Raw genomic sequence first — 25,525 nt, forward strand, 5'->3', positions numbered from 1 at the left:
GATCCAACGGCACCGGCCTCGCCCGTTGAGGATCACGACCACCCGAAGATCGAGCTCCTCTGCCCTGGTCTGCCGAAGCCATTCACCTAGTGGTGTTCGAATCGGTGACCCGGGGCGCTCGCACGTGCGCAGAGTGCGAGAAACGTGCCGCCAGGGTCTGGGGGAGCTAGGGCCGATGATAGCCCCTTTCCCCGCAAACCAACAGGGCTGTCTGTCGGATCCTGTACCCCGATCGGTACGGGCATAGAGCCGCCTGTGACCTTGCGCACCGCCCCTTGTAATCAGAGGCAGCCCGGTCCACTGTGCTCGGTGACCGGCATTCGTTCGCCGGCGGAATTGAAGGAGATATCCATGGCAGACAGTTCTGAAGCGGGCCCGACAGTCTTCGTGCTGTTCGGCGCGACCGGCGACCTCGCGAAGCGCATGGTGCTTCCCGCTTTCTTCCGACTCGCCATGCACGATCTGCTGCCCGAGAAGTGGCTTCTGGTGGGAAATGGGCGCGGTGACGTGTCGCACGAGGACTTTCGGCAACACGTGAGCGAGGTGCTGACCGAATTCGGGCCGAAGCCCGCGGACGGGCCGTGGAAGGAGTTCAGCGCGAACCTGCGATTCGCCGGGGGCGGCTTCGAGAAGTCCGATCCCGGATCCCTGCTCGACGTGCTCGCCGAGGCGAAGGCAGAGCTGGGGGAGGACGCACAGTTCGTTCACTACCTGGCCATCCCACCCACGGCGTTCATCAAAGTCACCGAGGGACTCGGTGAGCACGACCTGGCCACGGGGTCCCGCGTCGTCTACGAGAAGCCTTTCGGCACCTCGCCCGAGAATTTCCGAGAGCTGGATGACGCGGTGCACCGGGTTCTCGAGGAGCACCAGGTCTTTCGCATCGACCATTTCCTCGGCAAGGAGGGCACACAGAACCTTCACGCCTTGCGTTTCGGTAACGGCCTCTTCGACAGCTCGTGGGACCGGGAGCACATCCGAGCCGTGCAGATCGATATTCCGGAGACTCTCGACATCGATGACCGCGCCGAATTCTACGACGAGACCGGCGCCTTCCTCGACATGATCGTGACCCACCTGTTCCAGGTGGCGGCCGAGATCGCGATGGAACCACCGCTGTCGATGAAGGCCGACGACCTTCAGGCGGCGCGCGAATCCGTGATCGCGGCATTCCGCCCCCTCTCCCGCGACGAGGTAGTCTTCGGGCAGTTCGAGGGCTACACCGACACCGAGGGCGTCGCGCCGGATTCGACCACGGACACCTACGTCGCCGCACGGCTCTGGATCGACACTGACCGGTGGCGAGATGTGCCATTCCTCCTTCGCACCGGCAAGCAACTGGCCGAGGGAGCCCAGCGGGTGAGCATCATCTTCCGCAAGCCGGGCGACGGTCCCCTGAGCCACGACACTCCCGTGGTGGGCAATGTGCTCACGGTGAATCTCGAGGGATCGGGCGCGATCGATCTGCGCGTGGTCGTCAAGGAACCCGGCCCCGAGTTCGAACTCGCCACGGGAACGACGGCCCTTCCCCTCGCAGAGGTCGCCGATGCCGATCCGCTTCCGCCCTACGTCAAGCTCATCAACGACGTGGTGCTCGGCGATCGTTCGCTGTACACCCGCCCGGATGGACTCGGGCATGCCTGGGACGTCGTCGCGCCGATCCTCGACGACCCGCCGACCGTGCTGCCGTACGCCAGAGGATCGTGGGGACCGGATGCCGCGAAGGCACTCGCCGACCCGGATGGGTGGCTGCTCGGTTCGTAGGGTTGCGCTACGCGCCTGAGCTGATGGTGCCTGCGAGGGCGAGGAGTTCGTCTTCGGTGACGACGATGCCCGCATCGGTCAGACGCAATCGCAGGTCGCCGACGATGTCATCCTGCCCACGACGGTCCACCGGCTTGAGCGCGACATCTGCTGCCACCTGGCTCGCAAGTCCCGCGATCTTCTGCTCGCGGGAGGCGTCTCCGCTGCCGTCCTGCACGGGTTCGCTCAGTTCACCGGCGTCAGTCATTCGTTCCACTTCCTGTTGGGTCGGTTCCAGAGTATCCGCCGTGGAGGCGGTCACACTGCAGCCGTCGCCGGCGCCCATCCGATCGCCGGCGCGATGTGCTTCGCAATAGTCTCCAAGAGCCGGGTGTTGTATTCCACGCCCAACTGGTTCGGCACGGTGAGGAGCAGGGTGTCCGCCTCCCGCACGGCGGCATCGTTCGCGAGCTCTTCGGCGATCTTCTGCGGCTCTCCCACGTAGCTCCGTCCGAAACGGGCCGCTCCACCGTCGAGCTGCCCGACCTGGTCGGTCGAATCCGATGACCGGCCGCCGAAATAGGCGCGGTCGCGATCCGTCACGATCGGAAGCACGCTTCGGCTCACGGACACCCGGGGGCTGCGGTCCCAGCCGGCTTCGGCCCAGGCCGCCCGATACAGGGCGATCTGCTCAGCCTGCAACTCGTCGAACGGCACGCCGGTGTCCTCGGTGAGGAGGGTGGAACTCATGAGGTTCATGCCCTGTTCGGCGGCCCACACCGCGGTCTTCCTGGTTCCCGAGCCCCACCAGATGCGTTCGCTGAGCCCGGGTGACTGCGGCTGGATCGCCAGTGCGCCGGAGTGGCCGCTCATCCGAGGATTGGCGCGAACGATCCCAGCGCCGTCGATGGCGGCGCGGAAAAGTTCGGTGTGCGCCCGCGCCAGGTCGGCATCCGACCTTCCCTCACCGGGGACGTAGCCGAAGGCCTCCGATCCGTTCAGCGCAGTTTCGGGCGAACCGCGGCTGATGCCGAGCTGCAGCCGCCGATTGCTGATCAGGTCGGTCACCGCCGCCTCTTCGGCCATGTAGAGCGGATTCTCGTAGCGCATGTCGATGACCCCGGTGCCGACCTCGATGTGGTCAGTTCGTGCGGCCATCGCGGCGAGGAGAGGAAACGGGGAAGCGAGCTGTGGGGCGAAATGGTGCACGCGGATGTACGCGCCATCCAGCCCGAGTTCCTCCGCGGCGACCGCCAGCTCCACGGTCTGCACGATGGCATCCTCCGCCGTCGGTGTGAGTGAACCTCTCACGTCCTGCCAGTGCCCGAAGGAGAGGAATCCGATTCGTTTCATGAGAGATGAAGCGTGTTTCGCGCCCCCGGTATTCCCGCGGGAACACGGCAGGGGTAGTGCTCAGCGCCCTCGGAGGTGGCGTCCAACCCGCGCATAGCTCGCACATAGCCCGGAGCACTGTGCTGGAGTTCAGCCCGACGCTCGAGTCGGTCGAAAGGACTCCCGCCACCATGAGCATGAACGAATCCGCATCGTCCCACCCCGAGACCACTCCGGCGCCGCCAGCCGACGCACAGTGGACTGCCGAGGCCGCTCCCGCCCACCGTCGGTGGCGACCGCGTTCGATGGTGATCGCGGCATCCGTCGGCGCACTGGTCATCGCGTGTGGCGCGACCGGCATCGCCGCAACCGCCCGGGTGATGTCGCTGCAGGCCGGCAGCTCCTCGTCGTCATCGACCGGCACGAACGCGACCCTCCTTCCCCAGCGCGGCGCATCGGGGTCGATGTCCCGCGCCTCCGAGACCGCGAGCGCGACGCCCGCGACTGCTCGCCAGTCGCTCGGCATCGTGATGATCGACACCGTTCTGGGGTACGAGGGCGCCGAGGCCGCGGGAACGGGCATCGTGCTCAGCGCCACTGGCGAAATCCTCACCAACAACCATGTGATCGACGGTGCCACCAGCATCTCCGTGACGGTCGCCAGCACGGGCAAGACCTACACGGCGGATGTGGTGGGCACCGATGCCACCAGCGACATCGCGCTGCTTCAGCTGCAGGGTGCATCCGGATTAGCCATCGCCCCGCTCGACACCGCCTCTACGGTTGCGGTCTCGGACGCCGTCACCGCCGTCGGCAACGCGGGCGGTACCGGTTCACTTACCGCCGCTGCGGGCACGGTGACCGCCGTCGACCAGACGATCACGGCGGCGGGGGAGTCGGGCAGCGACCCGGAGACCCTCGACGGGCTGATCGAGACCGACGCGGATGTCGTTTCGGGAGACTCCGGTGGGCCACTCTACGACTCCGACGGTGAGGTCATCGGCATCGATACCGCGGCCTCCAGCGGGTCGTCCGCGGTCACCGGCTACGCGATCCCGATCGGCACAGCGCTCCGCATCGCCACCCAGATCGAGTCCGGGGTCGAGACCGACCAGATCACCATCGGCCTTCCCGCGTTCCTCGGCGTCGGCATCGGCCAAGCGCCCTCTGCCGTCGCTGGAGCCGTGATTTCGGGTGTCGTCGTGGGCACGCCTGCGGATTCCGCAGGACTCGTCGCTGGCGACACCATCACGACGGTGAATGGCGGGGCGATCACCGCCGGCAGCCAGCTCAGTTCGGTTCTCGGGAGCTATGCGCCCGGAGACTCCGTCACGATCGGGTGGACGGATGTCTCGGGAGCCGCCCACTCCGCCACGGTGACGCTCGTCGAGGGCGCTGCCGACTGACCCCGGCGGGCCCGCCCCGTTAGCTCGTCGTTCCGGGCGGCTCGCCTAGAGCGGATCCGTGAGCGACAGCTCCCAGACGGCCAGCCCGTGCAGGTTTCGGCTCAGCGCGAGGCTGTGCCTGGCGTCGCGGGACCGGGCGTCCGACCACCAGACGACCGTGTCATCGGGGAGCGTCGCGGTCCATTCCGCCTGGGTCGAGTCCCACCGGGCCAGGTCGCCCGCGAGCGCGCGAGAGTCGTCGTCGCTGAGTTGCTTGCCGTCCGATCCGTTGCCCGGCCAGGAGTAGCCGTAGCCGGCGATGCCGAGATCGATTCGTGCGGTCGGCACGCCCGCGGCAATGAGCGCATCGAGGGCCGTAGTCGCCCACGGCAGGCCGCCGACCGGGCCGGGCTTCGAGAAGGACGGACCGTGTTGGTCGTAGGCCATGAGCACCACTCGCGCGAGCTGAGGGGTGAGTTGCGCGAAGTCGTACCCCGCATCCCGGTAGCGCGAGGGTGAGCTCTCGGCCATCACCGCCATCGATACCGACCGGGGTGCACCGAGGGAATCGTGAAGCTGCGTGGTGAAGGCGGCGAGTCCGGCGGCGTCATCGGCACCGAGAGACTCGAGGTCGAGCTGCACTCCGTCGAATCCGGCAGCAGTGACCTGGGCGACCAGCTGGGTGATGACCGCCGAGCGGTTCTCGGCGCTGGACAGGAGCGCGGAGGCGATCTTGGCGGAGAAGTCGGACGTTACCGTGTCGTAGTTGCTCAGAAGCAGGTCCGCGGTGAGACCGCGAGAGTGTGCCGCTGCCACCAGGCCGGCTGCATTGGCCGGGAGTTTGGATACCGCATTCCCGGCGGCGGAGACGGTGACGCCATCGATGCCGATAGTAGTGATGGCGTGGGTGTCCCGGTCGAGCGAGGCGGCGTTCGCGAGATCGGGCACGACATACAGTTCGGTGGGCATGGTCGGCAGCGTGGCTGAGGGCGACGGCGTCGAATCCGGCGGAGCGGCAATCGCCGCGCACCCGCCGAGAAGGAGCGAGGTGGCCAGCGCTAGTGAGAACACAATTCTGCTGCGCACACCCACCTCCTTATCGCTGCCTTCACTCGGTCGTTGCGGCCTCGATCCACAGTAGACGCGCTCCACAGGCCGAGCGAATCGGCCGCGCCGCGAACACCAGCCTCAGTCTTCCGTTGCTCGTCCGCGAAGCTTTTCGAGGTCTCGTCGTTCACGTTTGGTCGGGCGTCCCGCACCCCGGTCGCGCCGGACCGTGACCGCGACTTCTTCCTTCGGTGGGGGCGGAGGGGTGAGGTCGACAAGGCACTCCACGGCGACGGAGGCGCCGACGCGCTTCGAGACCAGTCTGGCGACCTGCACCGTGCGTTCGAGCTCGGTGTTGCGCAGCCGAACCTCGTCGCCGACTCGCACGGGCTGTGCGGCCTTCGCACGCTCGCCGTTCACCTGCACGTGACCGGCGCGGCAGGCCGCCGTAGCCGCCGACCGGGTCTTCGCCAGGCGAACGGCCCAGATCCAACTGTCGACGCGCGCGGTGGTCGGGGCATCCATTCTTCGACTCTACGACCTCGAAAAAACGCGATCAGGCAGTGGCGAGGGCGCCCTTCCAGGTGACGAGGCCGCGCACGGTCTCGCTCGGGTCATCCGCGAGGCGCTCCATCACATCGGCGGGCACGAAGAAGTTCACAGCGAGGAACCCCCTCACCCGCTCCGACGGGTCGTCGGCGAGGGAACGCAGCACATCGCAGGGAGCGGTCTCGTTGCGAGCGACACACGCCCGAACCCCTTCGTCCGCGTCTTGCGCCAGCGTGACGAAGAGGTCTTCCGGCGTGTGGTAACTGCTGGCGGCGCTCTCGCGGATCTTGGGGTTCGCGTCGGCGGCGAGTAGTCGCAGTCGACGGATCTTGCTCGCCGTCACCGGGGGAGCGGGATGCAGCGTCGCGGCCTCCTCGCTGGTGAGCAGCACCGGAGCGTGGTCACGCATGGCCTGTCGCTGGGCTGGGGTGTTGAAACGGATGCAAGACATGAGGGTCACGATACCGACAGCCCCCGTCGGACACGCCGAAACACCCCGATCCCGCACCCACTGCGCGGCAATTCTCAGGCGACCAGTCCGGTCCGAGGCCGCCGGGGCAACCAGGGGATGCTCGGCGACGTCGTCTGCTGGTACCGGGCGTATTCCGGGTACTTCGCCGCAGTGAAGCTCTCCGTGAAGCGAGTCGATCCGATGAACAGAAGGCTCAGGAGCGCGGCGCCGACCACAGTCCAGTGCCACAGCGTTCCCATCGCGACGGCTCCGAACAGGAACAGCAGCCACCACTGAGCCTGTTCGAAGAAGAAATTCGGATGCCGCGACAGCCGGAACAGCCCGGTCTGCAGAAAGCGGGGACGCGGTTCACGCCCGGCCGCGATCTCGGCTCTCTTCCAGCGGTGGAAGTCCCACTGCTGCTGGTCGGCGATCGTTTCACCGAGGAGACAGGCGAGGAAGAGCAGGCCAAGCAGGATGTCGAACCCGCCGAGCGGAACGTCCCGGTGATCGAGGGCGGCAAGGCCCGGGAGAGTGATGAGCACCAGCAGCACGTTCTGATAGATCACGATGAAGAAGAGGTTGAAGAAAGCGAACTGCCGGGGCGTCATGCGTGCCCGGAGCGCCGGCCAGCGGTAGTCCTCTCCTCCCGAGTACCCGCCCTTGCGCGCGAAGTTGAAGGTCAATCGCGCCCCCCAGAGGGTCACCAGCACGGCCATGACATCCAGCCGCGCATCCCGCAGCCCTGCGAATCCGGCGAAGATCCACAGATAGGCCACCGGTAGCAGCGACCACAGTCGATCGACCCAGGAGTTGTCACCGGTGATCAGGGAGGCGATCCAGGCGAAGGCGCAGGCGGCGAGACAGACCACGGCGAGCACAACCAGAGGTGCCATGCAGCGAATCATAACGCCGTCCGCCCCCCGATAGACTTTGGCCCGTGGAACCCCAGCAGAGCTACCAGGTGAGTTCCCGGATCCTCACGATTCCCAACATCCTCAGCTTCATCCGGTTGCTGATGGTCCCGGTGTTCCTCGTGCTCATCGTGCGGGGCGAAGACGGTTTCGCCCTTCTCGTGCTGGTCATTTCGAGCATCACCGATTTCCTCGACGGCGTCATCGCCCGAAAGCTCAACCAGGTGACCCGGCTCGGGCAGTTGCTCGATCCCGCAGCCGATCGCCTGTTCATCTTCACCGCGTTGATCGGACTCGCCGTTCGCGGAGTCATCCCCTGGTGGCTCGTGATCGTGATCGTGGGACGGGACGTGATGCTCGCCATTCTCGGGATCACCCTGGCGAATTTCGGCTACGGCCCGCTGCCGGTGCACCATCTGGGGAAGGTGGCGACGTTCTGCCTGTTCTACGCGCTCCCGATCCTCATGATCGGGCAGGCTTTCCCTGTGCTGGCGTGGATCACGGTGCCGTTCGGCTGGGCCTTCGCCCTCTGGGGAGCCTTCCTGTACTGGTGGGCCGGCATCATTTATCTGCGCGAAACCGTGCGCGTCACAAGAATCCCGCGACCCGGCGGAGTCATCGAATCGGATACGCTGGGTCGCTAGCAAGGGTCGTCACCCGACAGACGGCCCGGCGATGACAGTAACGATGCGCCGCTCGTGAGAGCTCGGCGAATATGGGAGGTGCGACATGGTCGATCCGGGCAACCAGGATGACGCAACAGGAGACCAGCCTCGCGACACCGACACCACGCTTCACCTCACCACCGACTTCGAGGCCCAACTGGCCGCTCTCGAGGGTGAAGTCTCGTCGGAGGAAAAGGCGGCGATCGCCGCTCTGCCCTCCGGATCTGCACTGCTGGTGGTGCGGCGCGGACCGAATACCGGCGCCAGGTTCCTTCTCGATGCCGACGTGACGACCGCGGGGCGGCATCCGGATGCCGACATTCTGCTCGACGACGTGACCGTCTCGCGTCGCCACACCGAGTTCCTCCGGCACGGCACGGCCTTCGAGATCAAAGACCTCGGGTCGCTTAACGGCACCTACTTCGACGGCGTGCGCATCGATACGGCTCTTCTTCGCGACGGGGCGGAGGTGCAGGTGGGCAAGTTCCGCCTCACCTTCTACGCCTCCCGATTGGATCTCGCGCACCAGGCGAGCAAGTAGTGCCCCGCGCGTCCGCCCAGGCCCGTGTGCCTGGTGCCGCTCCGCTGCTCAGCATCGGTCAGGTGCTTGCGCGGCTGACCGCCGAGTTTCCGGATCTGACGCCGTCGAAACTCCGTTTTCTCGAGGAACGCCAGCTGATCTCGCCCGCCCGCACGGAATCCGGCTACCGCAAGTTCTCGCCGAGCGACCTCGACCGGTTGCGCTTCGTGCTCACGATGCAGCGCGACCACTACCTCCCCCTCAAGGTCATCCGCGGTTACCTGGACGAGCTGGATGCCGGCCGCCCGCCCACGCTGCCGGGCGGCTCCACCTTCGCCTCCCCCTCCATCCTCTCGGCTGAGCGACGGATGTCGCGGGACGAGCTCATCCGTGAAGCCGGGGCAACACCGCAGCTGCTGAACGACGCCGTCTCATCGTCCCTAGTCGCTCCGGCGGATCATTATGGCGAGGAGGCCCTCGCCGTGCTGACCTCGCTCGTGGAGCTTCAGCGCTCCGGGATCGAACCGCGTCACCTCCGCGGGTTCCGTGCCGCCGCCGAGCGTGAGCTCGGGCTGATCGAGAGTGCCCTGATCCCGGTCGCGCGCCGAAAAGACGCGTCGAGCCGGGCCAAGGCGGGCGAACTCGCGCGCGAGATCGCCGGCCAGCTCGAGATCGTGCGATCGAGCCTGATTCGCTCAGCGCTTTCGCGCCTCGACCCCTAAGCTGAAAGTTCCCGATCTTCGACGTCGAGTGTGCAATCTGGCCGACACGCCGACACCCCGGATCGAGAAAGCGGCCCAACCGGGCGGTCCTCTCGGTAACGTGGGTCGAGACAGAAGTATCAACCACTCCTTGAGAGTTGAGGGTGGTCGACAACAGGTGGAAGGCAGTCAGATGAGCGAGCTCAGTACCCGAAACGAGGATTCTCGTTACGACCTTGGACTGCTCTTCACCGACGGCCTGCCTGATCTCGACGACACCGCCGGTTACCGCGGAGCGGTCGCCGCTCGTGCCGCCGGCATCAGCTACCGCCAGCTGGACTATTGGGCGCGCACGGAGCTCGTCGAGCCAACAGTGCGTGGTGCCGCTGGTTCCGGTTCGCAGCGACTCTATGGTTTTCGCGACATCCTGGTTCTCAAGCTCGTCAAGCGTCTTCTCGACACGGGAATCTCGCTTCAGCAGATCCGCACCGCCGTCAATCAGCTGCGTGAGGCCGGCGTCAGCGACCTCGCTCAGACCACGCTCATGAGCGATGGGGCGAGCGTCTACCTCTGCACCTCCAACGACGAGGTCATCGACCTCGTCAGCCGCGGACAGGGCGTGTTCGGCATCGCCGTCGGCAAGGTGCTTCGCGAAGTGGAGAACAGCCTCGTCGAGCTCGACTCCGAGCGCCCGGATGTCGCGGACGAGCTCGCCGCGCGCCGGGCGACGCGCGCCTCTTAGAGTCACGCTCGGTCCCGAGCACCCCGCCTGCGCGCCTGCGAGACGCTCCTGTCCCGCGCGAAATGCAGGAATAACTGCGACGCAAGCGACGGGTGAGCCTCACCCGCAACATCCGTCACAGTTATTCCTGCATTTCTTACAGGAATCGGGTCAGCGGCTCAGCGGCTCAGCGGGGAAGACAGGAAGTGGGGGAGCGGGCCTGCGGGGGAGCAAGGGTCGCAACAGGACGCGTTCGAACGCGCACGGCCCAGCGCATACTCCGGCTCAACCGTTCAAGTCAGACGCTGACCGCGTATTCGCCGATCTTCGCGGTGCGGAGCACCCGGTCGAGCAGCAGGTCGAAGTTGTGTGCCATCTCCTGGGCGCTCTCGCCCGGCCAGACGTGCAACGGCTTCGCCGCGCCCTGCGCCTGCTGAAGCGAGGTGCGCTCCGGCAGCTGCGGACTGAGCACCAGGGGTCCGAACATGTCGCGGAGTTCCTTGATGCGGAACTGGTGCTCCAGCGACTGCACGCGAGCGCGATTGACGATGATGCCGAGCGGCTGGAGGCGGGGTGAGAGTCCGCGACGGATCTCCTCGATGGCGCGCAGCGCACGGTCGGCCGCGGCGACGGAGAAGAGCCCCGGCTCCGTGACGACTGTCACGCGATCGGAGGCGGCCCAGGCGGTGCGAGTGAGCGCGTTGAGCGAGGGAGCGCAGTCGATGAGCACGAGGTCGTAGTCCGCTTCGACCGTCGAGAGGGCCTCTTCGAGCTTCCAGATGTCTTTGATGCTCGGGTGCGGTCCGTCGAAATTGATGGCGGCCGGGCTGCCGATCATCACGTCGATCTTGCCGGGGCGGCCCTTGGTCCAGCCGCTCGGAGCGATCGCGGCGCGCACGATCTTCTCCTTCGGCGACCCGAGTACGTCGGCGACGTTGAGGTGACCGGCGACGTTGATGTCCATCCCGGTCGAGACATCCGACTGGGGGTCGAGGTCCACGACGAGGGTTCGCAACCCTTTCGAGAAGGCTGCAGAAGCCAGCCCGAGCGTCACTGTTGTCTTTCCGACTCCACCCTTGAGAGAGCTGACGCTGAGTACATGCACGAGGGACCACGATACCTTCACTAGTCTTAAAGAACCTAAATCTTGGGCGCCCGCACAGTGCCTTGACGGGGAATCGACCGCATCGCTCGGCCCTAAACTGGCCGGAGATTCGAAAGGACCAGATGTTCACCAAGATCCTCGTGGCCAATCGTGGCGAAATTGCCATCCGTGCCTTTCGCGCCGCCTATGAGCTCGGCGCCCAGACCGTCGCCGTCTTCCCCTACGAAGACCGCAATTCGATGCATCGCCTCAAGGCGGACGAGGCCTACCAGATCGGCGAGCCGGGTCATCCGGTCCGTGCCTACCTGGATGTGTCGGAGATCATCCGGGTCGCCCTGGAGTGCGGCGCCGACGCCATCTACCCCGGCTACGGATTCCTCTCGGAGAACCCCGAGCTCGCCGAAGCAGCTGCCTCCGCCGGTATCACCTTCATCGGCCCGGGCCAGAGCGTGCTCGAGATGGCCGGAAACAAGGTGACCGCCAAGGAGCACGCCATCGCCGCGGGCGTGCCCGTGCTCGCCTCCACGCCGGCCTCCAAGAACGTCGACGAATTGCTGGCTGGTGCCGACGCGATCGGCTTCCCCATCTTCGCCAAGGCTGTCGCCGGCGGTGGCGGACGAGGGATGCGTCGGGTCGAGAAGAAGGAAGACCTGCGCGCCGCCCTGCTCGAGGCCATGCGAGAGGCCGACAGCGCCTTCGGCGACCCCACCATGTTCCTCGAACAGGCAGTTGTGCGACCGCGCCACATCGAGGTGCAGATCCTGGCCGACTCCACGGGGGAGACGGTGCACCTCTTCGAACGAGACTGCTCCGTGCAGCGTCGCCACCAGAAGGTGATCGAGATCGCACCGGCGCCGAACCTGGACGAAGAGACCCGGCAGGCCATGTACCGCGATGCGATCGCCTTCGCCAAGTCCATCGGCTACGTCAACGCGGGCACCGTCGAGTTCCTCCTCGACACCGCGGGGGAGCGCAAGGGCCAGCACGTCTTCATCGAGATGAACCCGCGCATCCAGGTGGAGCACACCGTGACGGAAGAGGTCACCGACGTCGACCTCGTGCAGTCCCAGATGCGCATCGCCTACGGTCAGACCCTCGCTGAGCTCGGCCTTCAGCAGAAGGACCTCCGCCTCCGCGGCGCCGCCCTGCAGTGCCGCATCACCACCGAGGACCCGGCCGCGGGATTCCGACCCGACACCGGCAAGATCACCACCTACCGGTCGCCGGGAGGTGGCGGCATCCGTCTCGACGGCGGCACGATCGATCCCGGCACCCAGATCAGCCCGCACTTCGACTCCATGCTCGTGAAGATGACCTGCCGGGGCCGGGACTTCGCGGCGGCGGTCGCGCGGGCGAAGCGGGGACTTGCTGAGTTCCGCATCCGAGGCGTCTCCACGAATATCCCCTTCCTCCAGGCCGTGCTCGACGACCCGTCTTTCCAGGCCGGCGATCTCAGCACCTCCTTCATCGAGGAGCGCCCGGAACTCTTCGACACCCACCAGTCGAAGGACCGCGGCACAAAGATCCTCAACTGGCTCGCGGATGTCACGGTCAATCGCCCGAACGGCGATGGTGCCGGAATCATCAACCCGGCCCTCAAACTGCCAGAGCTCGACATCAGCGAGCCCGCGCCCGCCGGATCACGCCAGCGGCTGCTCGAGCTCGGACCTGTCGGTTTCGCTTCGGCCCTGCGAGCCCAGACGGCTCTCGCGGTGACCGAGACCACCTTCCGTGACGCTCACCAGTCGCTGCTCGCGACGCGGGTTCGCACCAAGGATCTCGTTGCCGTCGCGCCCTACGTCGCACGCATGACCCCCGAGCTCCTGTCGGTGGAGGCATGGGGCGGGGCGACCTACGACGTGGCTCTCCGTTTCCTGGGTGAGAACCCCTGGGATCGTCTCGCCGCACTGCGCGATGCGCTGCCGAACGTCGCCATCCAGATGCTGCTGCGCGGGCGCAACACCGTGGGCTACACGCCGTACCCGACCGAGGTGACGGATGCCTTCGTGCGGGAAGCCGCCGCGACCGGTGTCGACATCTTCCGCATCTTCGACGCCCTCAACGACGTGTCCCAGATGCGTCCGGCCATCGACTCCGTGCTGGAGACGGGATCCGCCGTCGCCGAAGTCGCCCTCTGCTACACGGGCGACCTGCTCGACCCCACGGAAGACCTCTACACCCTCGACTACTACCTGAAGCTCGCCGAGCAGATCGTGGACGCGGGGGCGCACATCATCGCCATCAAGGACATGGCGGGACTCCTGCGCGCGAGCGCCGCGGAGAAGCTCGTGACGGCTCTGCGCGCGCGGTTCGACCTGCCGGTGCACGTGCACACGCACGACACGGCGGGCGGCCAGCTCGCGACCCTCCTCGCCGCCAGTCGTGCGGGAGCGGACGCGGTGGATGTCGCGAGTGCGCCGATGGCCGGCACGACCAGCCAGCCCTCCGCATCCGCCCTTGTCGCCGCCCTCGCCCACACGGAGCGGGACACCGGGATCTCGCTGCAGGCCGTCTCCGACCTCGAGCCCTATTGGGAGGCCGTGCGCCACGCGTACAAGCCCTTCGAATCCGGACTGCCGGGACCGACCGGCCGCGTGTACCATCACGAGATCCCGGGCGGCCAGCTGTCGAACCTTCGCCAGCAGGCGATCGCACTCGGCCTCTCCGACCACTTCGAGAAAATCGAAGACCTCTACGCCGCGGCAAACAAGATGCTCGGACGCCCGCCGAAGGTGACCCCCTCGTCGAAGGTCGTCGGCGACCTCGCTCTCGCCCTCGCGGCGGCAGACGCCGATCCGGCCGATTTCGAGCAGAACCCCGACCGCTACGACATCCCGGACTCGGTGGTCGGCTTCATGGCCGGGGAACTGGGTGACCTGCCGGGCGGATGGCCGGAGCCGTTCCGCTCCAAGGTGCTCGCGGGGCGCACGGTGAAGATCGGCATGGAGGACATCACCGAGGACGACCGAGCCGGCCTCGACGGCGACGCGGAGTCACGCCGGTCCACCCTCAACCGTCTGCTGTTCGCTGGCCCGACCAAGACCTTCGAAGCGATGCGGGAGCAGTACGGCGACCTCTCCGTGATCGACACCGTCGACTACCTCTACGGCCTGCGCCAGGGCCAGGAACACGTCATCGACATCGAGAAGGGCGTGAGCCTCTACATCGGGCTCGAGGCCATCGGTGAGGCCGACGACAAGGGCATGCGCACCGTCATGACCGTGATCAACGGCCAGATGCGGCCGGTGTTCGCCCGGGACCGTGGCATCACCGTCGACAGCAAGGCCGCAGAAAAGGCGGATTCGACGGTGCCGGGACAGGTCGGCGCCCCGTTCTCGGGTGTCGTCACCCTGCAGGTCACCGAGGGCGACACCGTGGCGGTCGGCCAGAACGTCGCCTCGATCGAAGCCATGAAGATGGAGGCGGCCATCACCGCCTCGGTCGCAGGCATCGTGAGGCGACTGGCCATCCCGCGCACGCAGCAGGTGGATGGCGGCGACTTGCTCGTGGTGATCGAACCAGCCTGATCCAATCAGCCAGATCACACGGGGCAAATCCCGCGTACAGTCGGCACCCACCGGCGTCATTCCGCCCTCGCGGTAGAGTAGGGGGTTGTTATTGCGCTAATTTCAGCACAACGAAGGGTTACCGGCATGCCGAGCAGAAGCAGGGAATCGGGGAGCCACGATCCGCCTGCCGACTCCGAGGCGGGCTACGGCTTCGCCGACGCAGCGGCGGACGACCTCGCAGCGAGCCTGCCGCAGAGCCTCTCCATCGAGGTGAGCCTTCCCACGACGGTGCATGCCGCCCCCGAAGACGAGCTCGCCGTCGCGATCGTCGAAGTGCCGGTGAATCCGGGTTCGGTCGAGGTGGCGCAGCCCAGCACCATGTCGATCGCGGTCGTGGCGCCGACCCCGATGCCCGAGCCCGTTCCCGCGCCCGTCGTGATCCCGGAGCTGCCGACGAACGATGATCGCGCCCTTGGACGTCGGGATGCGAGTCGCCGCGACGCGGTGACGACCAGTCCGGGCCGGCGGGATCGGACCCGCGGCGAAGTCTCCCACACGCCGGAGGCCGCGAACATGCTCACCGCGGACCGTCTGATCGATGCGCGCAAGAAGAAGCGGGTGAAGCCCGAGGGTGGCCTGAACGCGTTCCTGTACGCCGCGACCCTGCATCTCGTGAACCGGGGGGACTCCCCGAAGGTGCTCGCCCGCAAGGCGATAGAAGGCCGCGTCGACAAGAGATTCGAGGGTGGTGCACGCTTCATCCCGGTGCTCACCCGCAAGGGTGGCGTCGGCAAGACGACCATTACGGCGCTGCTCGGAATGGCGCTCAGCGACATCCGCGAAGACCGCATCATCGCGATCGACGCCAACCCGGACAGGGGCACACTGTCCGAGCGTGTCAACAAGCAGACACGTTCCACCGTTCGGGATGTCGTGACCCTCGCCCCGAGCATCAACAGCTTCAACGACTTCACCACGATGGTGTCGCGCGACGAGACCCGCCTCGACATCCTCGCCTCGGACACCGATCCGCTGCTCTCCGAGGCATTCGACGAGAACGACTACAACGTCGTGGCCGATCTCGCCGCACGCTTCTACTCGATAGTGCTCACCGACTGCGGCACCGGCATCGTGCACTCGGTGATGCGCGCGACCCTGCAGCGCGCCGACTCGGTGGTGATCGTCTCGGGAGGCAGCGTCGACGAGGCGCGACTCGCGTCCGAGACCCTCACCTGGCTCGAGGCCAACGGATACCAGGATCTCGTGAAGAATGCGGTGGTCGCCCTCAACACCGCGACCCAGGGTACCAACCTCGTAAAGCTCGAGGAGATCGAGGCCCACTTCAAGTCGCGCGTGCGCGAGATCGTGCGCATCCCCTACGACCCGCAGCTCGCCGCCGGGTCTGTGATCAACTATCGCGACCTCAAGCCGCTGACGAAGGCATCCGCCCGCGAGCTCGCTGCGCTCGTCGTCGACGGACTGCCGTCCCGCCAGGGCGCCTGAGCGACCGCGGTCCGGTGATCCGCCGGGCCTGCCATCACCCTCCACCCTCGAAAGCGAGCCACCGAGCATGACCGAGCGACAGATCCGCATCTTCGGCGATCCCGTGCTGAAGACCGTATCCGACCCGATCCGCCCGACCGACGACGTCACCGGTCTGGTCACCGACCTTCTCGACACCGTGAAGATCCCCGGTCGCGCGGGAGTCGCGGCGCCGCAGATCGGCGTGAACCAGCGGGCCTTCAGCTACAACGTCGATGGCCAGATCGGCTACATCATCAACCCCGTCCTCGTGGAACTCTCGGGGGAGCCGGAGCTCGTCGACGAAGGCTGCCTGTCGGTGCCCGGTTTCTATTTCGAGCGACTGCGCTACCCCTTCGCCCGGGTCACCGGAGTGGACCTCGATGGCAATCCGGTCGAACTGAGCGGCGAAGGCGTCATGGCCCAGGCGCTTCAGCACGAGACCGACCACCTCGATGGAAAGCTCTACATCGAAGGCCTCGAGAAGGGCCTGCGCCGCGAGGCGATGGAAGCCATCAGGAACAGCGACTGGTTCTAGCCCCGCGGGAGCCCGATCCGCCGCTCGAGGCGACGCGTACATTCCTGCTCGGCCGGCGCCAGGGGCGGCGTCAGACCGTCGCGATCCCCTCCGTGGTGGGGGCTCCCTGGTACATGCCCTCGATGTCCGGCGCGAAGTCCTTGAGGATCACGTTTCGCTTGATGCTGAGTTTGGGCGTGAGGTGTCCACTCGCCTCGGTGAGGGGCTTCGTGAGGATCACGAACTTTCGGATCGACTCCGCGCGCGACACCATCGCGTTCGCCGCATCCACGGCCCGCTGGATCTCCGCGACCACCTTCGGGAGCTTCGCCGCGTCTTCGATCGGCATGTTCGCGTCTTCCGCGTTGTTGTTGAGCCACACGGGCAGCATCTCCTCGTCGAGGGTGACAAGGGCGCCGATGAAGGGCTTCTGCTCGCCCACCACGATTACTTGATCGATGATCGGATTGGCGCGGATGGGATCCTCGAGCTGCGCGGGCGAGACGTTCTTGCCGCCCGCGGTCACGATGATCTCCTTCTTTCGGCCCGTGATCGAGAGGTAGCCGTCGTCGTCGAACTCGCCGATGTCGCCGGTCTTGAACCATTCGCCATCGAAGACCTTCGCGGTCTCATCGGGGTTCTGCCAGTAGCCGTCGAAGATGTTGATCCCCTTGGCCTGGATCTCGCCATCCTCGGCGATCCGCACCGAGACGCCGGGCAGGGGCGGGCCGACCTTGCCGATCTTGAAGTTGGATGGACGGTTCACCGAGATGGGTGCGGTCGTCTCGGTGAGTCCGTAGCCCTCGAGGATGGTGATTCCGAGGCTGCGGTAGAAGTGGCCGAGCCGGAGGCCGAGGGGAGCGGATCCGGAAACGGCGAACTTGACGTTGCCGCCCATGGCCGCGCGGATCTTGGAGAGCACGAGGCGGTCGAGCACCGCGAACTGCAGTCTGAGCGCGAGAGGCACACTTCCGGCATCCAGCGCCTTGGAGTGCTCGATGGCCACCGCGGCGGCCCGCCGGAAGATCTTGCCCTTGCCTCCGCTCTCCGCCTTCTGTTCGGACGAGTTGTAGACCTTCTCGAAGACCCGCGGCACCGCGAGGAGGAAGGTCGGCTTGAACGAGGCCATGGCCGGCAGCAACTGCTTCGTGTCGGACTGGTGGCCGACCTGCACCCCTCCGTGGATGCTGAGCACGGCGATGAACCGGGCGAAGATGTGGGCCGTGGTGATGAAGAGCAGTGTGCGGGACTGGGTGTTCACGACCTCAGGGATCGCCATCGCCGCATTGCGAGAGAGCTCCACGAAATTGGAATGGGTGAGGATGCAGCCCTTGGGCCGTCCTGTCGTGCCGGCCGTGTAGATGAGGGTGGCGAGGTCGGAACCCTTGGCGATCACCCGTCGCCGTTCGATCTCCTCATCCGTGACCTCGGTGCCGCTCGCGGCCAGTTTGTCGAGATCGCCGAGGTTGATCTTCCAGGCGTTGCGGATGAGTGGCAGATCCGCATAGACCTCGTCGAAGCGGGCGAAGTGGTCGGGCGTCTCGGTGATCATGGCGATCGCGCCAGAGTCGGCGAGATTCCACTGCACCTGACTGGGAGAAGAGGTCTCGTAGACCGGCACGAGCACGGCGCCGGCGAACCAGGTGGCGAAGTCGATGAGCGTCCACTCGTAGCGCGTCTTGCACATCAGCCCGATCTTGTCGCCGGGCTGGATGCCGGCCGCGACGAGGCCCTTGGCGAGTGCGACCACCTGGGCGAGGAACTCGGATGCCGAGACATCCGTCCATCCGCCGGTGGCGGTAGGAAGCGCGAAGAGCGCGCGATCCGGGGTGGCTTTCACTCGGTCGACCAGCAGATCCGTCGCGTTTGCGTCGGGATCAGCGGCGACGAGAGCGGGTACGTCGTATTCCTGCACGGCAACTCCTTCGGGGCCGGCACGGGTTCCGTGAGGAACCGTTTCGTGCGCAATCGGGGCGAGGGAGGCGAATAGCAGAAGCCCACCCCCGTTACCTAAACTCTAGGTGGTGCGTCCGCGAAGCCCCGTACCGCTTGTATCTCTCTCACAACAACTCCCGGAAAAAGGTCGCCGCACGTGCATGCAATCGGAATCGACATCGGCGGCACCAAGATCGCGGGAGCCCTCGTCTCCGAGCTGGGGGAGATCATCGTGGAGGATCGCGTGCCCACCCCGACCGCAGGGTCGGAGCAGATCGTGGATGCCGTCGTCGCGATGATCCAGCGCCTGAGCGACGGGCATGAGGTGAAGGCAGCAGGGGTCGCGGCCCCCGGTTTCATCGACGCTGCGCAGTCGATCGTCTACTACACACCGAACATCCCGTGGCGCAGCGAGCCGCTTCGCCAGCTTCTCAGCGACCGGCTCGATCTTCACATCACCATCGACAACGATGCCAACGCGGCGGGCTGGGCCGAGTTCCGCTTCGGAGCGGGTCGCCTGTACAGCGATATGACCATGCTGACGATCGGCACCGGTGTCGGCGGAGCGATCGTGAGCCAGGACCGGCTCTTTCGGGGAGGATTCGGCGCGGGCGCCGAGCTCGGCCATATGCGCGTCGTGCCGGACGGCCTGCCGTGCGGCTGCGGCGCGCGCGGATGCATCGAGCAGTACGGATCCGGACGCGCACTGCTGCGCATGGCGAATGAGATCGCGGATGTCGGTGGAATCGGTCTCGGGCTCGCCGCCGTGCGCGAGGAGCGCGGCAGCCTTGCCGGCCCGGATGTCGCGAAACTGATCGTCGACGGCGACCCCGGCGCGCTGAAAGCGCTGCGGGAGCTCGGCACCTGGCTCGGGCAGGCCTGCGCTTCGCTCAGTGCGGTGCTCGACCCCCAGGTCTTCGTCTTCGGCGGCGGCGTCGCGGTGGCGGGAGACCTTCTGCTCGATCCGATCCGCGAGGCGTACCTCACTCACCTGCCGGCGCGGGGATTCCACCCCGAACCGACTTTCGTCATCGCGGAACTGGTGAACGATGCCGGCGTCGTCGGTGCGGCCGACCTCGCGCGTCTGCACGCCGAGGACAGGTAGCGGCTCGCGAAGCCGTTAGAGTAGGGCAATCTCTGAAGGCGCAGGTTTCACATGTTTTATTGGTTCATGAAGAACCTGGTGGCGGGGCCGCTGCTGAAGACCGCCTTCCGCCCGTGGGTCACCGGGCATGAGAACATCCCGAAGACCGGCGGGGTGATCATGGCATCCAACCACCTGTCCTTCATCGACTCGGTGTTCCTGCCGCTGGTGATGGACCGCCGCATCAGCTTCCTGGCGAAGAGCGACTACTACACGGGTCGCGGCACCAAGTCCTGGCTGATCAAGAACTTCCTCAAGGCCACCGGGATGATCCCGATCGACCGCTCCGGTGGCAAGGCCTCCGAGGCGTCCCTGCAGACCGGCCTCGGCGTCCTCGCCCGCGGCGAGGTGCTCGGCATCTACCCCGAGGGCACCCGAAGCCCCGACGGCCGGCTCTATCGCGGTCGCACCGGCGTCGCACGCATGATCCTCGAGGGCGGCGTGCCCGTCGTGCCGGTGGCGATGATCGACACCGAGAAGGTCATGCCCATCGGCTCACGACTTCCCAAGGTGCGCCGCATCGGCATCGTCATCGGCAAACCCCTCGATTTCTCTCGTTTCGAGGGCATGGAGGGTGACCGCTTCATCCTGCGCTCCATCACCGACGAGATCATGTACGAGCTCGACCGCCTGAGCGGCCAGGAATACGTGGACGTGTACGCCTCCTCCGTCAAGGAGAAGCAGGCTTCTCTCAGCCGGTAGGCTGGGATGTCGGGCGGTTCGCCCGCTTGCACCCCGCTTGATCAGCCCCGAGGCATTGAGGAACCACCCCCTGTGTTTGCCAGCAATGATGACCCGGTCGTACTCGCAGATCCGTCAGTGATCGCGGGGCTCGACCATTGGCGCACACTGCCAATCAAGCAACAGCCCCAGTGGCCGGATGCCTCCGCCGTTCAGGCCGCGTCGGCCGAGATCGCGACGCTTCCGCCCCTCATCTTCGCCGGAGAGGTCGACGTGCTGCGCGAGCACCTCGCCGCGGCTGCGCGCGGCCAGGCCTTCCTGCTGCAGGGTGGCGACTGCGCCGAGACCTTCGCCGGAGCCACGGCCGACGCCATCCGCAACCGGGTCAAGACGGTGCTGCAGATGGCCGTCGTGCTCACCTACGGCGCCTCGACGCCGGTGATCAAGATGGGCCGGATGGCCGGCCAGTTCGCGAAGCCGCGATCGAGCGACACGGAGACCCGCGGCGACGTGACCCTTCCGGCGTACCGTGGCGACATCGTCAACGGTTTCGACTTCACGCCGGAATCGCGCGAGGCAGACCCCCGCCGACTCGTGCAGGGGTACCACACCTCGGCATCCACCATCAATCTCGTCCGCGCCTTCACCCAGGGTGGCTTCGCCGACCTGCGCGAGGTGCACCGCTGGAATCAGGGCTTCGCCCGCAACCCCGCGAACGTGCGCTACGAGCAGATGGCCCATGACATCGACAAGGCCATCAAGTTCATGGAGGCCGCGGGCGCCGACTTCGACGAGCTCAAGCGGGTGGACTTCTACACGAGCCACGAGAGCCTGCTCATGGACTATGAGCGTCCAATGACGCGCATCGACTCTCGCACTGGCGAACCGATCAACACCTCGGCGCACTTCCTGTGGATCGGTGAGCGCACCCGCGACATCGACGGCGCCCACGTCGACTACATGTCGAGGGTCCGCAACCCGATCGGCGTGAAGCTCGGCCCGACGACCAAGATCGACGACATGCTCCGGCTCATCGACAAGCTCGATCCCGAGCGCGAACCCGGTCGACTCACGTTCATCACCCGCATGGGCGCCGGCAAGGTGCGGGATGCCCTCCCACCCCTGCTCGAAGCGATCAAGCAGGTTGATGCCAACCCGCTCTGGGTGACGGATCCGATGCACGGAAACGGTCTCACCACTCCCAACGGCTACAAGACCCGTCGGTTCGACGACGTCGTGGATGAGGTCAAGGGCTTCTTCGAGGCACACCGTGCCGCGGGCACCTACCCGGGCGGAATCCACATCGAGCTCACCGGAGATGACGTCACGGAGTGCCTCGGCGGGTCGGAGCAGATCGACGAGGCCACTCTCGCGACGCGCTACGAGTCGCTCTGCGATCCGCGTCTCAATCACATGCAGTCGCTCGAGCTGGCGTTCCTCGTGGCCGAGGAGCTCGCGGCGCGCTAGCCCGTCTGCCCGATCTCGCGCGACTACCGGCCGGGCGGTACAGTCCGGCAGCGGACCCGTCGGCAGCACTGCCGACCATGGACCCGCAGTTCACCCGTGATGCTAGAAGCTGTTGAAGTTGACCTTCACCGTCGAACCCTTGTCGACCATTGTTCCTGCCGCCGGGTCCGTCTTACCGACTGTGACGACGAAGGCCACGGCATCTGCTGCCCGGTTGTAGCTCGGTTTGAAGCCTGCATCGAGCAGGGTCTGCTTGGCCTTTGCCCACGTCATGTTGATGACATCCGGAACGGCGATCTGCTCCTTGCCTTTGGAGATCGTCAGCGAGATCGGATCTCCGGGACGGATCACGGCGCCATTCGCCACGTCGATGCCGATGACACTGCCCGAGGGCACCGTGTCGCTATACTCCTGGCGACCGGGGGTCGCGGTGAGCTTCACCGCGGTGAGGATGTTCGTGGCATCTGCGACGCTCTTGCCCGCGACATCCGGAATCGCGCCCACTGAGACGACGAGTGAGATGGGCTGGTTCTGGCCGTAGGTCGTGACCGTCGTGAGGTCGAGCGCATCGGTGCCGAAGGCCGAGATCACGGTGTCTTTCGAGACCTTGGCGTCGAACTGCTTCGACGATGCCTTCGAGTCATAGCGGAAGCCGGCATCCTTGATGTTCTGGATAGCGGCGTTCTGCGCCTCTCCCACGAGCGTGGGAACGGCGATGTTCTTGGGGCCGCTGGAGACAAGGAGGGTCACCTGACTATCCTTTGGCACCCTGGTCCCGATGGCCGGTGTGGTCTGTGCCACGGCTCCCTTCGGCACCTTCAGCGAAGGCGTCTCGCCGGGGGTCGGGTTGACGGTGAGACCGAGACCCGTCAGGGTGGTGGTCGCCGCCGCCGGAGACTGCCCGGCGAGGTCCGGGATCGCGACCTGCGCGCCGGGGCCCGTGCCGAAGTACCAGCCGGTGCCGCCCGCGAGTGCGGCGAAGAGGATGACGAGAGCGAACAGCCAGAAGCCCTTGCGTCGTCGTCGATCGCTCTTGAGTGCGAGGGTGTTGGCGGTCTCCGTGAGGATCGGGCCGGTGCGGTGACGTGCCTTGGGGGAGAGGATCTGCGTGTCGCCGGTGCTCGACGGGGCGGCCACCGCGGAGGGCATGATCATCGTGCGCTGGATGGCGGTCGCCGCCGTCGGCTCCTCGAGTCTCAGCAGCGCTTCGGTCTCGTGGAGTTGGTCGAGCATGGCCTTCGCGTCCCGCGGGCGCTGTTCGGGATCCCGGGCTGTCGCCCAGAGCACGAGCTCGTCGAGTTCGGCTGGCACACGGGGGTTCTTGGTGCTCGGGGTCGGCACGGTGTCGTTGGCGTGCTGGTGGGCGATCTGGAACGCCTGCTCGCCACGGAATGGCTGCTCACCGGCAAGCATCTCGTAGAGCATGATGCCGACCGCATAGATGTCGCTGCGGGCGTCGGCCACCCCCCGCGTCACGAGCTCGGGGGAGAGGTAGGCGATCGTGCCGAGCAGTGCGTTGCCGGTGGCCGTGTTGGCGGACGCCGCCCTCGCGAGCCCGAAGTCCCCGATCTTGATGCGACCGTCATCCGCCAGCAGTACGTTTTCGGGCTTGAGGTCCCGATGGACGATGCCGTTCTTGTGGGCGGCGGCGAGGCCGGAGAGGATCGCCTCCATGATGTCCATCGCCTGCATCGTGGTGAGCACCTTGTGCTCCATGAGCAGGTCGCGCAGCGTGATGCCGGGAAGGTACTCCATCACCAGGTAGGCAGTCTCGCCGTCCTGGCCCTGGTCGTAGACGTTCACGACATTCGGATGCGCCAATCGCGCCGCCGAACGCGCCTCCTGGATGAATCGGGCCCTGTACTGCGAATCGTCGGCGAGGTGACCGTGCATGACCTTGATCGCGACGCGGCGTTCGAGGCGCAGGTCCGTGGCGAGATACACCGTGGCCATACCGCCTCGTGCAATGCGCGAACGCACCTGGTATCGGCCGTCGATGAGACGTCCGATCAGGGGGTCAGTGCTGCTGGTGGTCACCAAGCGAGTCTAGGGATCGAGTGACGGATCATCCGGCTAAAACACCGGGCGTTGGCCTCACCGATACCAGGTTTTGCCGCAATCGTTATGTTGGGCTGCTCACTTGATGGACGCGAGCCAGGAGCGGGCCGAAGTCTCCCATTTGGCATAGGCAGTCGGGAAGCCGGAGAGCTGCACGGCCTGCGCCGCATCCGTCACCGACTTGGACTGCCAACCGGGGATGTCGAGAAGTCCGCGAGTGTTCGCGGCATTGGGATTCTTGGGTCCGCCGAAGAACAGCCGCGCGGCGTAGGTGGGCTGCAAGATCTGGGAGGGAGTGCCCCATCCCGTGCTCGGACGCTGCTGGAAGAGTCCGATCGAGTCGCGGTCGCCGTAGTTCAGGTTGCGCAGTCCCGACTCCTGTGCCGCAGCGGCGAGCGCGACGACGAGTCCGTATTCCGGTACACCGAGCGAGCGACCGACAGAGACGATGGTGCGGGCATTCGATGCCATCTCGCTCGTCATCGGCACGACGGCGCCGGGAGTCGTGGGCACCGCCGCAACGGCCGTGGGGATCACCAGGGTGTGCCCGCCGTAGATGATGCTCGACCAGGTGAGCCCGTTGGCCGTGAGGATGGCCTGCGAGGTCACCCCGAACTTGGCGGCGATCTTCGCGATGGTATCCCCGCTCGCGATGGTGTACTTCGCGGGGGTCCCCGCTGCGGGTGCGGCAGAGGGAGCCTCGATGATGCGAACCTGGCTGGCCGGAGCCACGGATGCCACGCCGGTGGTTCCGGGAATGGCGATGGTCTGGCCGGGGTAGATGATGCTCGTCCAGGCCAGTCCGTTGGCGCTCAGGAGGGTCTGTGTCGCGAGGCCGAACTTCGCGGCGATGCCGCCGATCGAGTCGCCCTTCTGGATCGTGTAGCGGCTCGTGGGAGTCGCGGCGACGGGGGCGACCGCCGCGACGGCGCCGCTAGTGCTGAGCTTGAGGGTCTGGCCCGCGAAGATCACGGACTTCCAGCTGAGTCCGTTGAGCGCCAGAACGGAAGCGGTGGCGAGGCCGTAACGGCCGGCGATGCTCGAGACCGTGTCGCCGGCGACCACCCGGTAGGTGGCTGGCGCGGCGGCGACCGTCGTCGCGGCCTGGGACACGGGGGCGGCGACGGGGTTGGTCGCGGCGCGAGCCGCGGCGGTGAAGGCATCGCGGATGCTCTTGCCGAGTTCGGAGGGGGTGGATCTCGGCTTGTCGCGCCGCAGATCGGTGGACTGCACGGGACCGGTCACGTTGAGGGTCATCGCCATGGTGCCCGCGAGCACTATGGGGATGGTGTTGAAGAGGCCTCGGGCCAGCTTGCCCTGGTCGGCACGGTTCGACTGGCGCCGTGTGCTGCGGGCATCGCCCGTTTCGAATGTGTTCGTCATGCTCAAAACCTCTGTCTATCTCTCGCCCCCGAGATAAGCCCGGAACTCGCGCTCGGGCATCACGCCATCACAGAACGCTGACACACATCTATAACAGTGTCAATTAGCGGGACGCATGTTGTTTGAGTTAACATGATTGAAACAAAACTCTGAAGTTTGCAGGAGCGCCCGCTTCTG

22 protein-coding genes are annotated in these 25,525 nt (G+C 66.3%); 12 read left to right on the plus strand and 10 right to left on the minus strand.

Annotation, left to right across the window (positions count from 1 at the left end; translation table 11 throughout):
* The first annotated feature begins 351 nt into the window (after positions 1-351).
* On the plus strand, positions 352-1,764 hold the full coding sequence (locus tag F1C58_RS06550; RefSeq protein ID WP_185203597.1) for a glucose-6-phosphate dehydrogenase (NADP(+)): 1,413 nt from the start codon (positions 352-354) through the stop codon (positions 1,762-1,764).
* Positions 1,765-1,771: 7 nt separating this feature from the next.
* On the opposite strand, the gene F1C58_RS06555 is transcribed toward F1C58_RS06550, so the two are convergent.
* Both F1C58_RS06555 and F1C58_RS06560 read right to left on the minus strand, forming a co-directional pair.
* The gene (locus F1C58_RS06555; protein WP_185203599.1) at positions 1,772-2,011 is read right to left on the minus strand and encodes a hypothetical protein; all 240 of its coding nucleotides are present in this window, start codon (positions 2,009-2,011) and stop codon (positions 1,772-1,774) included.
* A 50-nt stretch (positions 2,012-2,061) separates the two neighbouring features.
* A complete protein-coding gene (locus F1C58_RS06560) occupies positions 2,062-3,096 on the minus strand; it encodes an LLM class flavin-dependent oxidoreductase (protein WP_185203600.1) in 1,035 nt (344 codons plus the stop codon).
* 170 nt (positions 3,097-3,266) lie between these two features.
* Here F1C58_RS06560 and F1C58_RS06565 point away from each other — a divergent pair, with 170 nt between their 5' ends.
* Positions 3,267-4,481: a S1C family serine protease gene (locus tag F1C58_RS06565; RefSeq protein ID WP_255461307.1), complete on the plus strand. Its 1,215-nt coding sequence runs from the start codon at positions 3,267-3,269 to the stop codon at positions 4,479-4,481.
* 45 nt (positions 4,482-4,526) lie between these two features.
* On the opposite strand, the gene F1C58_RS06570 is transcribed toward F1C58_RS06565, so the two are convergent.
* The 4 genes from F1C58_RS06570 to F1C58_RS06585 form a co-directional block, all read right to left on the minus strand.
* Entirely contained in the window at positions 4,527-5,546 is a 1,020-nt protein-coding gene (locus F1C58_RS06570; RefSeq protein WP_185203602.1) for a glycosyl hydrolase family 18 protein, read from the minus strand.
* 102 nt (positions 5,547-5,648) lie between these two features.
* Positions 5,649-6,032 (minus strand): RNA-binding S4 domain-containing protein, encoded by a 384-nt coding sequence (locus F1C58_RS06575; protein WP_185203604.1) that lies wholly within the window; start codon positions 6,030-6,032, stop codon positions 5,649-5,651.
* Between the two features lie 31 nt (positions 6,033-6,063).
* Positions 6,064-6,465, minus strand: coding sequence for a hypothetical protein (locus F1C58_RS06580; RefSeq protein WP_255461308.1), 402 nt, complete (start codon positions 6,463-6,465; stop codon positions 6,064-6,066).
* A gap of 116 nt (positions 6,466-6,581) precedes the next feature.
* Entirely contained in the window at positions 6,582-7,403 is an 822-nt protein-coding gene (locus F1C58_RS06585) for a DUF1295 domain-containing protein (protein ID WP_185203607.1), read from the minus strand.
* Positions 7,404-7,447: 44 nt separating this feature from the next.
* Between F1C58_RS06585 and F1C58_RS06590 the strand changes: the two genes are divergently transcribed.
* The 4 genes from F1C58_RS06590 to F1C58_RS06605 all read left to right on the plus strand — a co-directional run bounded on the left by F1C58_RS06590 (position 7,448) and on the right by F1C58_RS06605 (position 10,049).
* The gene (locus F1C58_RS06590; protein ID WP_255461309.1) at positions 7,448-8,065 is read left to right on the plus strand and encodes a CDP-alcohol phosphatidyltransferase family protein; all 618 of its coding nucleotides are present in this window, start codon (positions 7,448-7,450) and stop codon (positions 8,063-8,065) included.
* An 85-nt stretch (positions 8,066-8,150) separates the two neighbouring features.
* A complete protein-coding gene (locus F1C58_RS06595; RefSeq protein ID WP_185203609.1) occupies positions 8,151-8,627 on the plus strand; it encodes an FHA domain-containing protein in 477 nt (158 codons plus the stop codon).
* Positions 8,627-9,328 (plus strand): MerR family transcriptional regulator, encoded by a 702-nt coding sequence (locus tag F1C58_RS06600; RefSeq protein ID WP_185203611.1) that lies wholly within the window; start codon positions 8,627-8,629, stop codon positions 9,326-9,328. The genes F1C58_RS06595 and F1C58_RS06600 overlap by 1 nt, the downstream gene beginning before the upstream one ends.
* 172 nt (positions 9,329-9,500) lie before the next feature.
* Positions 9,501-10,049 carry a MerR family transcriptional regulator gene (locus F1C58_RS06605; protein WP_185203613.1) on the plus strand — a complete coding sequence of 183 codons (549 nt, stop codon included), beginning with the start codon at positions 9,501-9,503 and terminating at the stop codon, positions 10,047-10,049.
* A gap of 277 nt (positions 10,050-10,326) precedes the next feature.
* Here F1C58_RS06605 and F1C58_RS06610 read toward each other — a convergent pair whose 3' ends face one another.
* On the minus strand, positions 10,327-11,133 hold the full coding sequence (locus tag F1C58_RS06610) for a ParA family protein (RefSeq protein ID WP_185203614.1): 807 nt from the start codon (positions 11,131-11,133) through the stop codon (positions 10,327-10,329).
* Between the two features lie 122 nt (positions 11,134-11,255).
* Between F1C58_RS06610 and F1C58_RS06615 the strand changes: the two genes are divergently transcribed.
* From F1C58_RS06615 to F1C58_RS06625, 3 genes are all read left to right on the plus strand, one after another.
* Positions 11,256-14,660, plus strand: a complete 3,405-nt coding sequence (locus tag F1C58_RS06615; protein ID WP_185203616.1) for a pyruvate carboxylase — start codon at positions 11,256-11,258, stop codon at positions 14,658-14,660.
* Between the two features lie 126 nt (positions 14,661-14,786).
* The gene (locus tag F1C58_RS06620) at positions 14,787-16,145 is read left to right on the plus strand and encodes a MinD/ParA family protein (RefSeq protein WP_185203618.1); all 1,359 of its coding nucleotides are present in this window, start codon (positions 14,787-14,789) and stop codon (positions 16,143-16,145) included.
* A gap of 67 nt (positions 16,146-16,212) precedes the next feature.
* Positions 16,213-16,701 carry a peptide deformylase gene (locus F1C58_RS06625; RefSeq protein WP_185203620.1) on the plus strand — a complete coding sequence of 163 codons (489 nt, stop codon included), beginning with the start codon at positions 16,213-16,215 and terminating at the stop codon, positions 16,699-16,701.
* A gap of 70 nt (positions 16,702-16,771) precedes the next feature.
* On the opposite strand, the gene F1C58_RS06630 is transcribed toward F1C58_RS06625, so the two are convergent.
* The gene (locus tag F1C58_RS06630; RefSeq protein ID WP_185203622.1) at positions 16,772-18,595 is read right to left on the minus strand and encodes a long-chain fatty acid--CoA ligase; all 1,824 of its coding nucleotides are present in this window, start codon (positions 18,593-18,595) and stop codon (positions 16,772-16,774) included.
* Between the two features lie 177 nt (positions 18,596-18,772).
* Between F1C58_RS06630 and F1C58_RS06635 the strand changes: the two genes are divergently transcribed.
* The 3 genes from F1C58_RS06635 to F1C58_RS06645 all read left to right on the plus strand — a co-directional run bounded on the left by F1C58_RS06635 (position 18,773) and on the right by F1C58_RS06645 (position 21,907).
* Complete coding sequence (locus F1C58_RS06635; protein WP_185203624.1) at positions 18,773-19,720, plus strand: ROK family glucokinase; 948 nt, start codon at positions 18,773-18,775, stop codon at positions 19,718-19,720.
* A 51-nt stretch (positions 19,721-19,771) separates the two neighbouring features.
* Positions 19,772-20,461: a 1-acyl-sn-glycerol-3-phosphate acyltransferase gene (locus tag F1C58_RS06640; RefSeq protein WP_185203625.1), complete on the plus strand. Its 690-nt coding sequence runs from the start codon at positions 19,772-19,774 to the stop codon at positions 20,459-20,461.
* Positions 20,462-20,578: 117 nt separating this feature from the next.
* Positions 20,579-21,907, plus strand: coding sequence for a class II 3-deoxy-7-phosphoheptulonate synthase (locus tag F1C58_RS06645; RefSeq protein ID WP_255461364.1), 1,329 nt, complete (start codon positions 20,579-20,581; stop codon positions 21,905-21,907).
* Between the two features lie 102 nt (positions 21,908-22,009).
* Here F1C58_RS06645 and pknB read toward each other — a convergent pair whose 3' ends face one another.
* Positions 22,010-23,944: a Stk1 family PASTA domain-containing Ser/Thr kinase gene (gene pknB, locus F1C58_RS06650; protein ID WP_185203629.1), complete on the minus strand. Its 1,935-nt coding sequence runs from the start codon at positions 23,942-23,944 to the stop codon at positions 22,010-22,012.
* Positions 23,945-24,043: 99 nt separating this feature from the next.
* Positions 24,044-25,348, minus strand: coding sequence for a LysM peptidoglycan-binding domain-containing protein (locus F1C58_RS06655; RefSeq protein ID WP_255461310.1), 1,305 nt, complete (start codon positions 25,346-25,348; stop codon positions 24,044-24,046).
* Between the last annotated feature and the right edge of the window lie 177 nt (positions 25,349-25,525).

It is taken from the genome of Glaciihabitans sp. INWT7 (genome assembly GCF_014217685.1).
Lineage (GTDB): Bacteria > Actinomycetota > Actinomycetes > Actinomycetales > Microbacteriaceae > Lacisediminihabitans.